8 protein-coding genes are annotated in these 12,746 nt (G+C 76.5%); 6 read left to right on the top strand and 2 right to left on the bottom strand.

Annotation, left to right across the window (positions count from 1 at the left end; genetic code table 11):
- The first annotated feature begins 62 nt into the window (after positions 1 to 62).
- The 3 genes from NFS20_RS08875 to NFS20_RS08865 all read left to right on the top strand — a co-directional run bounded on the left by NFS20_RS08875 (position 63) and on the right by NFS20_RS08865 (position 4,352).
- Complete coding sequence (locus NFS20_RS08875; protein WP_251151416.1) at positions 63 to 1,064, top strand: ABC transporter substrate-binding protein; 1,002 nt, start codon at positions 63 to 65, stop codon at positions 1,062 to 1,064.
- Positions 1,065 to 1,101: 37 nt separating this feature from the next.
- Positions 1,102 to 3,267 carry an iron ABC transporter permease gene (locus tag NFS20_RS08870; protein ID WP_251151415.1) on the top strand — a complete coding sequence of 722 codons (2,166 nt, stop codon included), beginning with the start codon at positions 1,102 to 1,104 and terminating at the stop codon, positions 3,265 to 3,267.
- Between the two features lie 80 nt (positions 3,268 to 3,347).
- Positions 3,348 to 4,352: a siderophore-interacting protein gene (locus NFS20_RS08865; protein WP_353050438.1), complete on the top strand. Its 1,005-nt coding sequence runs from the start codon at positions 3,348 to 3,350 to the stop codon at positions 4,350 to 4,352.
- A 67-nt stretch (positions 4,353 to 4,419) separates the two neighbouring features.
- On the opposite strand, the gene NFS20_RS08860 is transcribed toward NFS20_RS08865, so the two are convergent.
- Positions 4,420 to 4,998: a YbaK/EbsC family protein gene (locus NFS20_RS08860; RefSeq protein ID WP_251151414.1), complete on the bottom strand. Its 579-nt coding sequence runs from the start codon at positions 4,996 to 4,998 to the stop codon at positions 4,420 to 4,422.
- Between the two features lie 71 nt (positions 4,999 to 5,069).
- The gene (locus NFS20_RS08855) at positions 5,070 to 5,630 is read right to left on the bottom strand and encodes a YbhB/YbcL family Raf kinase inhibitor-like protein (RefSeq protein ID WP_502800798.1); all 561 of its coding nucleotides are present in this window, start codon (positions 5,628 to 5,630) and stop codon (positions 5,070 to 5,072) included.
- A 277-nt stretch (positions 5,631 to 5,907) separates the two neighbouring features.
- On the opposite strand from NFS20_RS08855, the gene imuA' reads away from it, so the two are divergent.
- The 3 genes from imuA' to NFS20_RS08840 are packed head-to-tail and all read left to right on the top strand — an operon-like array spanning position 5,908 to position 12,685.
- Positions 5,908 to 6,885 (top strand): DnaE2-dependent mutagenesis accessory factor ImuA', encoded by a 978-nt coding sequence (gene imuA', locus NFS20_RS08850; protein WP_251151413.1) that lies wholly within the window; start codon positions 5,908 to 5,910, stop codon positions 6,883 to 6,885.
- The gene (locus tag NFS20_RS08845) at positions 6,882 to 8,624 is read left to right on the top strand and encodes a DNA polymerase Y family protein (RefSeq protein WP_353050437.1); all 1,743 of its coding nucleotides are present in this window, start codon (positions 6,882 to 6,884) and stop codon (positions 8,622 to 8,624) included. The genes imuA' and NFS20_RS08845 overlap by 4 nt, the downstream gene beginning before the upstream one ends.
- Entirely contained in the window at positions 8,624 to 12,685 is a 4,062-nt protein-coding gene (locus NFS20_RS08840) for a PHP domain-containing protein (protein ID WP_251151412.1), read from the top strand. Before NFS20_RS08845 ends, NFS20_RS08840 begins: the two co-directional genes overlap by 1 nt.
- Positions 12,686 to 12,746 lie beyond the last annotated feature (61 nt).

The raw sequence follows: 12,746 nt of genomic DNA, 5'->3' as shown, positions 1-12,746 counted from the left end.
CCGCTCCACCCTTCCGCACCTCCGCCCGCGCCGCGGGCACCCCACCGAACCGAAGGACACCCATGCGCTCCTCCCGATCCCGCTCGCTCGCCGTGGGCGCCCTCGCGCTCGCCACGACGTTCGCGCTCGCCGCGTGCGGCACGACCGAGGACCCGGCCACGGACGCGACCGAGGACGCCGCGGCCGGCGACTCGGCCGGCCCCGTCACCTACACCGACGAGCGCGGCGAGCACACGCTCGACGCCCCGGCCGCGGACGTCGTCTCGCTCGAGTGGGGCCTCACCGAGAACCTCGTCGCGCTGGGCGTCGACCCGGCGGGCCAGGCCGACGTCGAGGGCTACAACACGTGGAACACCGTCGCACCGATCGACGAGGGCACGCCCGACGTCGGCACGCGCGGCGAGCCGAGCCTCGACGCCATCTCCGCGCTCGAGCCCGACCTCGTGGTCACGACGACCGACGTCCCCGAGAACGTCATCGCCCAGATCGAGGAGATCGCGCCGGTCCTGGCGCTGCGCGGCTCCGACGGCGAGGACCCCCTCGGCTACATGCGCTCCACGGTCGAGACGCTCGCGCAGGTCACGGGCACCGAGGACGAGGCGGCGACGGTGCTCGAGGAGTTCGACGCGACGGTCGAGGCCGGCACGACGGCGATCGAGGAGGCCGGGCTCGCGGGCGGCGAGTTCGCCATGGCGGACGGCTGGATCACCAACGACACGGTGGCGATCCGCATGTACACGCCCGGGTCGTACTTCGGCGCGCTCGGCGAGGAGGTCGGCCTGGTCAACGCGTGGACCGAGGGCGGCGACCCGGACTACGGGCTCGCGCAGACCGACGTCGAGGGCCTCACGCAGCTCGGTGACGTGCAGTTCGTCTACTCCGCGAACGACGCCGACGGCGGCGACCCGTTCGTCGACGGCCTCGCAGGCAACGCGGTGTGGGAGCAGCTCCCGTTCGTCACCGCCGGCGACGTGCACCGCCTCCCGGACGGCATCTGGATGTTCGGCGGCCCGCTCTCCGGCGCGGCCTACGTCGACGCCCTCGTCGCCGCCGTGACGGCCTGACCACCCCTCTGGGCGACGAGAGGCACGACGCACCGCGATGACGACGCGTGACCGCACGACGGCGGAGCCGGACGCCCTCCTGCTGGAGGAGCCGGCTCCGGCCGTCGTGACCGAGGAGCCGGGGCCGGGCACGCCGGTCCCGGCCGTGCGCCCCGTGCGGTCGTCCCGGCTCGGGATCGTCACCGCCTTCGGCCTCGCCCTCCTGCTCGCGGCCGTCCTCGCCGCGGTGCACCTCTCGCAGGGCACCGCGGCGGTCGGCCCGCTCGACCTGCTGCGCCTCCTCACCGGCGACGGCGCGGACCAGACGGTCGCCGTGCTCGTCGCGTCGCGCGTGCCGCGGCTGCTCGCGGGGCTGCTCCTCGGGGTCGCGCTCGGCGTCGCGGGCGCGGTGCTGCAGTCGGTCGCGCGCAACCCGCTCGCGTCCCCGGACACGCTCGCCGTCAACGCCGGCGCCTACCTCACGGTGGTCGCCGTCGCGGCGTTCGGCCTGAGCGTGCCGTTCTACCTCCAGGGCGGTCTCGCGTTCCTCGGCGGGCTCGCCGCGGCGTGCCTCGTCCTCGTCCTGTCCCGCGGCGGGGCCGACGGGCCGACGCGCCTCGTCCTCGCCGGGTCGGCGATCATGCTCGCCCTGCACGCCCTGACGACGGTCCTCCTCGTGCTCTTCGAGCAGGAGACCCTCGGGCTGTTCGCGTGGGGGAGCGGCTCGATCGTCCAGTCCGGCACGCGCACGGTGACCCTCGCGACGCCGGTCGTCGTCGTGGGCGTGCTCGGCGCCCTCCTGCTCGCACGCCGGCTGGACCTGCTCGGGCTCGGCGACGACGCCGCGACGGTGCTGGGCGTCGACGTGCGGCGCACGCGCGTCGTGGCGGTCCTCGTCGCGGTGCTGCTCGCCGCGATCGCGGTGACCGTCGCCGGACCGGTCGGGTTCGTCGGCCTCGCGGCGCCCGTCATCGCGCGGCTCGTCGCACGGCGCGTCCCGGGTCTCGGGCGGCACGCCCTGCTCCTGCCCTTCGCGGCGGTCGTCGGCGTCGTCGTCATCCTGGGCGCCGACGTGCTGCTCCGCGTGCTCCTGCCCGGCACGACGTCCATCGCGGTCCCCACGGGCGTCGTCACGACGGTCCTCGGCGCCGGGCTGCTCATCTGGCTCGCGCGCCGGCTGCGTGACGCCGGACCGGGCGCGCAGTCGACCCACGGCGCGCTCGGTCGCCCGCGCACGCGCACGACCGTCTTCGTCGTCGTCGGTCTGCTCGGCCTGCTCGTCGTCGCGGCGACCGTCGCCGGCCTCCTGCTCGGCGACCGGGTCGTGCTCCTCGGCGACGTCGCGAACTGGTGGGACGGCGTGGCCGGCAGGCAGATCGACTTCGTCCTCGACCAGCGCCTCCCGCGCGTGCTCGCGGCCCTGCTCGCCGGTGCCGCGCTCGCGCTCGCCGGCACGATCGTCCAGGCCGTGTGCCGCAACCCGCTCGCCGAGCCGGGCCTGCTCGGCGTGACGTCGGGCGCGGGCCTCGGCGCCGTGACGATGATCCTGCTCGTCCCCGGCGTCGGGATCTGGCCGATGTCCGCCGCGGCGGCGGTGGGGGCCTTCGCGGTCTTCGGCCTCGTCTACGGGCTGTCGTACCGCGGCGGTCTCAGCTCGGACCGGCTCGTGCTCATCGGCATCGGGGCGCAGGCCGGCGTCATGGCGCTCATCACCCTGATCATCGTGGTCGTCGCGCCCTGGGACGTGAACCTCGCCCTCACGTGGCTGTCCGGCTCGACGTACGGTCGCACGCTGAGCCAGGTGATCCCCGTGGCGCTCGCGCTCCTCGTGGTCACGCCGCTGGCGGCCGTGCACCGTCGTGACCTCGACGTCCTCGCGCTCGACGAGGACACCCCGCGCGTGCTCGGCATCTCCCTCGACCGCACGCGCCTGCTGCTGCTCGGCGCGGCGGCGTTCCTCACCGCGGCCGCGGTGTGCGCGGTGGGTGTGATGGCGTTCGTGGGGCTCGTCGCCCCGCACGCGGCCCGGGCGCTCGTCGGGTCGCGGCACTCCCGCGTGGTGCCCGTCGCGATGCTGCTGGGTGCGCTGCTCGTGTCGGTCGCGGACACCCTCGGCCGGTTCGTCATCGCACCCGACCAGATCCCCGCCGGTCTCGGGACCGCGCTCCTCGGCGCGCCGTACTTCGTCTACCTCCTGTGGCGCAGCCGCGGCCGGAGCGCGTGACGCGGATCACCGCCGGTCCTGGCCGTTCCGGACGTGGACGGGTTGACCACGGTGGTGTCGCGTAGGTTAGCCTCACCTGTGTGAGTCAGACCGTCGAGATGCCCCGGACCGCCACCCGTCGGACCGCCGCCCGCGCCGCAGCGCGGCGCGCGAACCCGTGGCAGTTCTTCGACGTCGAGGTCGCGCGGATCGAGCAGCTCACGCCGAGCTTCCGCCGCTTCACGTTCACCGGACCGGAGCTCGAGCACTTCGCCGACCCGGGCCGCGACGTCCGCATCAAGTTCGTCCTGCCCCTCGCGGACGGCGGCTACGAGCACCTCGTGCGCTCCGACGACTGGTACGCGGCCTGGCGCGCCCAGCCCGAGGAGCGTCGGAACCCGTTCCGCACCTACACGACCGTCGCCGTGCGTCCCGAGGTGCAGGAGGTCGACGTCGACGTCGTGCTCCACGGGGACGCCGGTCCCGCGTCGCGCTGGGCGCTCGGGGCCGAGGTCGGCACGCCGCTCGTCCTGCTCGGGCCGGACGCGCGTTCCGACGGCCCCACGGGCGGCATCGAGTTCCACCCGCCGGCGCGCGCCCACGCGCTCCTGCTCGCGGGCGACGAGACCGCGCTGCCCGCGATCGCCGCGATCTGCGAGGACCTTCCCGGTGACGCGTGGGGCGAGGTCTTCGTCGAGGTGCCGCACGCCGACGACGCGCGCGAGCTCGTCGCCCCGGCCGGCGTGCGGGTGACGTTCCTCGCGCGCGACGAGGTCGACGGCCACGCCGAGGGTGCGGAGCACGGCGCGCTGCTCGTGCCCGCCGTCAAGGAGGCCGCCGAGCGGATCCTCGGCGCGGGGGTGCTGGGCACCGACCCACCGTCGCAGTGCGTCACCGCCGACTCGCTCGAGGACGTCGACGTCGACGCGTCCATCCTGTGGGAGGTCCCGGCCCTGCTCGAGGACGAGACCGTCCTCTACGCGTGGCTCGCGGGCGAGGCGAGCGCCATCAAGACGCTGCGCCGTCACCTCGTCGCCGAGCTCGGCGTCGACCGCCGCGCCGTCGCGTTCATGGGCTACTGGCGCGAGGGCCGCGCCGAGAGCTGACGACGTCCTGACGTGCGAGGGCCCCGCCGGATCGTCCGGCGGGGCCCTCGGCGTCGGTGCGGAGGTGTCAGCCGACCGGGACGGCGAGGTCGTCGACCACCTCGACGCCGGGCAGGCGTCCCAGCAGCGCGCCCGGCAGGAGCAGCTTCGAGCGCCGGACGCCGCTGCCGATCAGCGCGAGCTCGCCGTCGGTCACGACGCGCGCGTCGACGAGGACGCGCCATCCCTCGGGCAGCCCGACAGGCGTGATCCCGCCGTACTCCATGCCGGACCCGGCCGTCGCGCGGTCGGTCGGCAGGAACGACGCCTTGCGCACGTCGAGGAGCTTGCGGATGCGCGTGTTGACGTCGGCGCGCGTGTGCGCGCGCACCACGGCGGCGGCGACCCGCTCGTCGCCCGCGCGCGAGCCGCCCACGACGACGCAGTTCGCCGACGCCTCGACGGGCAGCGCGAACGTCTCGTTGAGGGTCGCGGTGTCCGCGAGGTCGGGGTCGATCTCGGTGACGGCCACCAGGGCGGCGACGTCGGGGTCGACGTCGGCCCAGCGGCGCAGCGCGTCCGCCGTCACGGGGGCGACGAGGTCGAGGTGGTCGAGCGCGGGTTCCCAGAGCAGGGAGCCGAGCGTGGGCAGGGCCGGTGCGTCCATGGGTCCTTCCGGTGGTTCGGCGACGGTACGTCGAGCGTGCCCGCCGACCGGTCCCGACCAGGACCGGGCGGTCAGCCCTGCGCCTGGTACGTCACGGTGAGGGTCGCGCGCCCGAGCGTGTGGAACAGCGCGTTGAACGCTACCGCGGTCGGCGTGGCGTCGGGGCCGAGGCCCGCGGTGTCGGCGAGCGAGTCGACGTCGAGCGCGTGCACGGCGAACACGTAGCGGTGCGGGCGATCGCCCGCGGGCGGCGCGGCGCCCGTGTAGCCGGGCTCTCCGCCGTCGTTGCGGACCTGGAACGCGCCGCCGGGCAGCCCGGCGCCGTCCGGGGCCCCGGCACCGGTCTCGAGGGACGTCACGGTGGTGGGGAGGTCGGCGACGGTCCAGTGCCAGAAGCCGGCGGGGGTCGGGGCGTCCGGGTCGAAGCACGACACGACGAACGAGCGGGTGCCCTCCGGGGCGCCGGACCACGCGAGGGCAGGGGAGCGGTCGCCGTCCGCGGCGACGTGCACGGCCGGCATGGGCTCGCCCTCGGTGAGGTCCGTGCTCGTGAGCGCGAAGGACGGGACCGCGGGCAGGCGGTCGTAGGGGTCGGGTGCGGTGGGGCGCGAGTCGAGGTCCACAGTGGTCATGGCCACATCGTGCCGAACCGGGCGCCCGCAGGCATCTCGCGGCACCCGGTGCGGGGTAAGGCTCAGGGAGAGGTCGAGGGTTCACCGACAGCCGGGGCGACGTTCGACCGATGGTCGAGGGTTTCGCAGGAGCATTCGGACGAAGCCGACGACCTGCCCGTGCGGAGTTGACACGGTCGCCAGGGCGGTCGAACACTGGAGGTGTTCGAACGTCTGTTCGAAAGCGCCCATCCCTCATCGCGGCGGGCGCACGGCACGAGCAGGACCTGGAGGCGAGATGACCGTTCTCGCCGACCCGGGCGAGCAGCCGACGGCGCAGGCCGCAGGCACGACCGACCGGGCCGATCGCGCCGCCCTGGCCCGTGCCGCCCTGCGCCGGGCGGAGGAGCGGGCCGGAGTCCGCCACCACGATCGCCGCCACCCGCTCGTGACGCCGCTCGCTCCGGTCGCGCGCGCCGACCTCGCTCCCGTCGCGAGCCCTGAGCCGGCGCCCGTCGTCCGCCCTGTCGCACGTCCCGGCGGGCAGTCGGCGCCCGTCGCGCCGCGCGGGCCGTCGCGGACGACGACGACGGCGCCCGACGAGCGGTCGTGGCCCGTGCACGACGCGCTCGCCCCCCTGCTCCCCACCGGGGCGCTCCGGCGCGGCACGGTGCTCGCCGTGCGCGGCTCGACGAGCCTGCTGCTCGCCCTCGTCGCGGGCGCGTCGGCGGCGGGGGCGTGGACGACGGCGGTCGGCCTGCCCGACGTCGGGCTGCTCGCCGCCGCGGACGCCGGTGTCGACCTCGGCCGGCTCGCGCTCGTGCCCCGCCCGGGGCCGGACGCCGCGGTCGCCCTCGCGGCGCTCGTCGACGGGATGGACGTCGTGGTCGTCGGCCCGGCGGCCGCCCTCACCGACGCCGACAGGCGCCGCGTCGTGGCGCGCGCGAGGGAGCGTGGCACGGTCCTGCTCGCCGCGACGACGTGGCCGGGGGCGCACGTCGCGCTCACCGTGACGGGCGGGGCCTGGTCGGGTGCCCACCACGGCGCGGGCTGGCTCCGCCGCCGCACGCTGCGCGTCGAGCGGGCGGGACGTGCGGGCGCGGCGCGGCCCGCCCGCCTCGAGGTCGAGCTGCCGCTCGGCCGCCGGGACTGGCCCGCGTACCTCGTCGAGCGCGACGGCACGACGGCAGGGCACCACGCGGACCCGCGGGTGGCCGACGGTACGCTCCCCGCCCCGGCGCAGCGCACGACGCACCGGCTGAGGCTCGTGGGATGACCGACCGCCCGACCCGTGGACCGCGCCCCGCCTCCGGGCAGGCAGGGCAGCCCGTGACCGACGTGGGCAGGCTGTCGACGCGCACCGCCGCCCTGTGGGTCCCGGACTGGCCCGTGCTCGCCGCGATGGCCGTCCGCGAGGTCCCCTCGCACGTGCCCGCCGCGACGCACGACGGCCGCCGCGTCGTCGCCGTCTCGGCCACCGCGCGGGCCGCCGGGGTGCGCCGGGGGATGCGGCGCCGTCGGGCCCGCGAGTGCTGCCCCGAGCTCGAGCTGCTCGACGTCGACGACGCCCGCGACGCCCGCGAGTTCGAGCCCGTGGCGCTCGCGGCGGAGTCCGTCGTGGCCGGGCTCGAGATCACCCGGCCCGGCCTGCTGCTCCTGCCCGCCGCGGGCGCGAGCCGCTACCACGGCTCCGACGCCGCGCTCGCGGAGGCGCTCGTGGCGCGCGTCGTCGAGCGCACGGGCCACGAGGCCCAGGTGGGTGTCGCCGACGGCATCCTCGCGGCGGTGCTCGCCGCGCGCTCCTCCGTGGTGGTGCCGCGGGGCGAGACCGCGGCGTTCCTCGCGGCGCGGCCCGCGTCCGACCTCGTCCACGTCGCCACCCGGCCCGACGTCGCGGTCGCGGTCGCCGAGCTCGTCCAGCTCCTCGACCGGCTCGGCGTCCGCACGCTCGGCGCGCTCGCCGCCCTGCCCGCCGCGACCGTCGAGGGACGCTTCGGCGAGACCGGCGCGTGGGCGCACCGCCTCGCGCGCGGCGAGGACCTGCGCCCGCCCGCCCGGCGGCGCGTCGAGCCGGACGTCGCCGTCGCCGCCGAGCTCGACCCGCCCGCCGAGCGCGTCGACGTCGCGACGTTCGCCGCGCGCCGGCTCGCGGAGGACCTGCACGACCAGCTCGTCACCCGGTCCCTCGTCGCGGGGAGGCTGCGCATCACCGCGCGCACCACCGAGGGCGACGACCTCGAGCGCACGTGGCGCCTCGACGGCCCCACGGGCGTGCTGAGCCCTGCCCGCATCACGGACCGGGTGCGCTGGCAGCTCGAGGGCTGGCTCACCGCGTCCTCGCTGCGGGCCGCCGGGCGCAGGTCCGGCGGTACCGCCGACGTGCCCGATGGCGCACCCCTCGCCCGTCTCGCCCTCACCGCCGAGGAGGTCGTCCCCGCGGGCGCCGAGCAACCGCGCCTGTGGGGCGCGTCGAGCGGCGAGGACCAGCGCGCGCACCGCGCGCTCGGCCGCGTCCAGGGCCTGCTCGGCGGCGACGCCGTGCTGCGCGCGCGCGTCCAGGGCGGCCGCGACGCGACCGACCGCGTCCACCTCGCCCCGTTCGGCGAGGACGTCGCGCTCCCGCGGGACCCCGCCCGCCCCTGGCCCGGCGCGCTGCCCAGCCCGGCGCCCGCCGTCGTGCCCACCGCGCCGCAGGACGTCGTCGTGCTCGACGACGCCGCGCGTCCCGTCGTGATCGACGCGCGCCTCGCGATGAGCGGCGAGCCGGCGACCGTGCGGTGCCCCGCGGACGAGGCGACCGCGACGGGCCGCCGGGCGCCGGAGGGGGTGGGCGAGGAGAACGCGGGCGAGGAGAGCGCCGTCGTGGACTGGGCCGGGCCCTGGCCCGTGGCCGAGCGGTGGTGGACGCCCTCGCCGCGCCGGCGTGTCCACCTCCAGGTGCTGCTCGACGACGGTCGTGGGCTGCTCCTCGCGAGCACGCGCGGTCGCTGGACCGTCGAGGGGGTGTACGACTGATGGCCTCCCGCACCCCCCGGTACGCCGAGCTGCACGCCCACTCCGCGTTCAGCTTCCTCGACGGCGCGTCCCACCCCGAGGAGCTCGCCGCCGAGGGCGCGCGCCTCGGGCTGTCCGCGCTCGCGATCACCGACCACGACGGTCTCTACGGCGTCGTCCGGTTCTCCCAGGCCGCCGCGAAGGTGTCGCTGCCCACCGTCTTCGGTGCGGAGCTGCACCTGCCGGTCCCCGCCGGCCCTGGCGCGGCGGACCCGGCCGGACGCGGGGCCGTGCGGGGACGGCGCGCGCCGTCGGGCGCACCCGTGCTCGACCCGCCCACCGGCGTCCCCGACCCGCGCTCCACCCACCTGCTCGCCCTCGCGCGCGGCCCCCAGGGCTACCGGAACCTCTCGCGCGCGATCGCCACCGCGCACCTCGCGACCGGGACCAAGGGCGCCGCCGACTACCGGCTCGAGGAGCTCGGGCACGAGGCCGACGGGCAGTGGCTCGTCCTCACCGGGTGCCGCAAGGGCGCCGTCCGACGGGCGCTCGTCACCGAGGGGCGCACCGCCGCGCGCCGCGAGCTCGACCGGCTCGTCGCCGTCTTCGGCGCCGGGAACGTCGCCGTCGAGATCACCGCGTCCGACGACCCGCGCACCGCCGACCTGCACGACGCGCTCGCCGACCTCGCCGCCGACGCACGGCTCCCGCTCGTCGCGACGACCGCCGCGCACTACGCCCGGCCCCGTGACGCCGACCTCGCGGGGGCGCTCGCGGCGGTCCGCGCCCGGTCGTCGCTCGACGACATGGACGGGTGGCTGCCCGGTGCCCCGACCGCGCACCTGCGCTCCGCGGCCGAGATGCTGACGCGCCACCGCCGGTACCCGGAGGCGGTCGCGACCGCCGCGGCGCTCGGCGACGAGTGCGCGTTCGACCTGAGCCTCGTCGCGCCGCGGCTCCCGCCCTACCCCGTGCCCGACGGGCACACCGAGGCCACGTGGCTGCGCGAGCTCGTGCGCCGCGGGGCCGAGGAGCGGTACGGACCCCGTCCACGACCGGGCGAGAGCGAGCGCGTGCCCGGCGCGTGGCGGCAGATCGACCACGAGCTGACGGTCATCGAGGACCTCGAGTTCCCCGGGTACTTCCTCGTCGTCTACGACCTCGTCGAGTTCTGCCGGGTCCACGGCATCCTCGCGCAAGGGCGCGGGTCGGCCGCGAACTCCGCCGTCTGCTACGCGCTCGGCATCACCGCCGTCGACGCCGTGCGCCACGGCCTGCTGTTCGAGCGCTTCCTCGCGCCCGAGCGCGACGGCCCGCCCGACATCGACGTCGACATCGAGTCCGAGCGGCGCGAGGAGGTCATCCAGCACGTCTACGGGAAGTTCGGACGCACGCACGCCGCTCAGGTCGCGAACGTCATCTCCTACCGTCCCAAGTCCGCCGTGCGCGACGCCGCACGCGCGCTCGGATACGACGTCGGGCAGGCCGACGCCTGGAGCAAGTCCATCGAGCGCTGGGGTTCCCTGCGCGGACCGGACCCGTCGTCGCCGGCGGCGGACCGCGCCGCCAAGGAGCGGGACATCGCGACGAAGACCGCCGAGAAGGACGCGCGCGTCGCCGCGCTCTGGGGGCCAGGGCCCGAGGCTGCTCGCCCGACGGGGTCACCTGGGAGGGAGGTGGGGGTGGCGCGCGCGGCCTACCATCCGCGGGCCTCGTCCCTCGGCCCGCTCCCGCCAGACCCGACCACGGCCGCGCGCGCCACCCCCACCTCCCCGCGCACCGGCACCTCCCGGGACGGCGCCTCGCGCGACGCCGCGTCCGGTGGGCGCGACGAGCGGCCGCACGCCGGGCACCGGGGTGACTGGTCGCCCGACCTGACGGGCCGGGCGGTGCGTCCGCGCGTCGTCGACCCCCTCGCCGAGGACCAGGGCGACGGGCACGGCAGAGGGCGGGGGGTGGGGACCGCCGAGGGCCGTGGTCGGGCCTGGCGGGAGGACCCGAGGGACGAGGGTCCGGATGGTAGGCCCGAGCGCGGTCCCCACCCCCCGGCCGGAGGCGACCGGGAGCGTGGTGACCACAGGAACAGGATCGAGGGCGCGCTGCGCGCGGACGACACGCACGACGTCGTGCCCGAGCAGCGGCCGCCGTCCGCCGCGGAGGACGGCGAGATCCCCGACGAGGTGCTGGACCTCGCGGACCGGATGCTGCGTCTGCCGCGGCACCTCGGGATCCACTCGGGCGGCATGGTCATGTGCGACCGTCCGGTCATCGAGGTGTGCCCCGTCGAGTGGGCGCGCATGGAGGGGCGCACGGTCCTGCAGTGGGACAAGGAGGACTGCGCCGACGCGGGGCTCGTGAAGTTCGACCTGCTGGGGCTCGGGATGCTCACGGCGCTGCGCATCGGGTTCGGCCTGGTCGAGCAGCACGAGGGGTCGCACCTGGAGCTGCACACGCTGCCGGAGGACGACCCGGCGGTGTACGACCTGCTGTGCGCGGCGGACACCGTGGGGGTGTTCCAGGTGGAGTCGCGCGCGCAGATGGCGACGCTGCCGCGCCTGCGTCCCCGGCGGTTCTACGACATCGTCATCGAGGTCGCGCTCATCCGGCCGGGACCGATCCAGGGCGGCTCCGTGCACCCGTACATCAACCGCGCGCGGGGACGGGAGCCGGTGACGTTTCTCCACCCGCTGCTGGAGAACTCGCTCGGCAAGACGCTCGGGGTCCCGCTGTTCCAGGAGCAGCTCATGCAGATGGCGATCGACGTCGCGGGCTTCTCGCCCGCGGAGTCGGACCAGCTGCGGCGGGCGATGGGGTCGAAGCGCTCGGTCGAGCGCATGGAGGCGCTGCACGGCCGGCTCCTCGAGGGCATGGCGAGGAACGGCGTCCCGCCGGACGTGGGCGAGCAGATCTACGACAAGCTCAAGGCGTTCGCCGACTTCGGGTTCCCGGAGTCGCACGCGTACTCGTTCGCGTTCCTCGTCTACGCGAGCTCGTGGCTCAAGGTGCACCATCCCGCGGCGTTCTACGCGGGGCTGCTCGCGGCGCAGCCCATGGGGTTCTACTCGCCGCAGTCGCTCGTGGCCGACGCGCGGCGGCACGGCGTGACGGTGCTGCGCCCGGACGTCAACGCGTCGGGCGTCGAGGCGACGGTCGAGCGACTCCCGGCGCCCGCGGCGGGGGGTGGCGCGGACCGTGCCCCGGCGAGCAGCGAGGTGACGATCGACCCGGCGTTCGGGCCCGAGCCGGACCTCGGGCTCGCGGTGCGGCTCGGGCTCGCGAGCGTGCGCGGGCTCGGCAAGCAGGCCGCCGAGCGGATCGTCGCTGCCCGGGACGGGGACGGGGAGGGTGCTGAGACACTCCCGGCCGGCCGGGCGTCGTCGTGGGTCGACGACGGGCCTCGCCCGTTCGCCGACCTGCGCGACCTCGTGCGGCGCGTCGACCTCACGACCGCCCAGCTCGAAGGGCTGGCGACCGCGGGCGCGACGGAGTCGCTCGGGACGTCACGGCGCGAGGCGCTGTGGGCCGCGGGCGCCCTGTCGCAGGAAGGGCCGGGCACGCTGCCGGGCGTGAGCGTCGGCGTCGAGGCGCCGCCGCTGCCCGGCATGAGCGACGTCGAGACCGCCGTCGCCGACGTGTGGGCCACCGGCGTGTCGACCGACTCCTACCCGACGCAGTACGTGCGCGACGGTCTCACCGCCGCCGGGGTGCTCACCGTCGCGGGCGCGGTGCGCGCGGCCGAGGAGATCGAGCACGCCGACGAGGCCGAACGCGCGGCGGGGGAGTCGCCCGGTACCCGTCCGCGACCGGGGTCGCGCGTCGCCGTCGGAGGCGTCGTGACCCACCGCCAGCGCCCCGGCACGGCGAGGGGAGTGACGTTCCTGTCCCTCGAGGACGAGACGGGCATCCTCAACGTCGTCTGCTCGGCCGGGCTCTGGCGCCGGTTCCGCAAGGTCGCGCGGGCCTCTGCGGCGATGGTCGTGCGGGGCCGGCTCGAGCGGGCCGACGGCGCGACGAACCTCGTCGCGGAGCACCTCGCCCCGCTCTCGCTCCAGGTGGCGACCACGTCCCGCGACTTCCGCTGAGCCCGGGGACGTCCGGTATCACGCGTTCCGAGCGGCTGCTCCCTCCACGTAGGAGGACCAC

The sequence above is a fragment of the Cellulosimicrobium sp. Marseille-Q4280 genome (genome assembly GCF_943181405.1).
GTDB lineage: Bacteria > Actinomycetota > Actinomycetes > Actinomycetales > Cellulomonadaceae > Cellulosimicrobium.
This window is presented reverse-complemented; position numbering and strand designations above follow the sequence as displayed.

Coding starts and splice junctions, on each gene's coding strand:
- NFS20_RS08875 (WP_251151416.1), top strand. CDS start 63: ATGCGCTCCTCCCGATCCCGCTCGCTCGCCGTGGGCGCCCTCGCGCTC.
- NFS20_RS08870 (WP_251151415.1), top strand. CDS start 1,102: ATGACGACGCGTGACCGCACGACGGCGGAGCCGGACGCCCTCCTGCTG.
- NFS20_RS08860 (WP_251151414.1), bottom strand. CDS start 4,998: ATGGACGCACCGGCCCTGCCCACGCTCGGCTCCCTGCTCTGGGAACCC.
- NFS20_RS08855 (WP_502800798.1), bottom strand. CDS start 5,630: ATGACCACTGTGGACCTCGACTCGCGCCCCACCGCACCCGACCCCTAC.
- imuA' (WP_251151413.1), top strand. CDS start 5,908: ATGACCGTTCTCGCCGACCCGGGCGAGCAGCCGACGGCGCAGGCCGCA.
- NFS20_RS08845 (WP_353050437.1), top strand. CDS start 6,882: ATGACCGACCGCCCGACCCGTGGACCGCGCCCCGCCTCCGGGCAGGCA.
- NFS20_RS08840 (WP_251151412.1), top strand. CDS start 8,624: ATGGCCTCCCGCACCCCCCGGTACGCCGAGCTGCACGCCCACTCCGCG.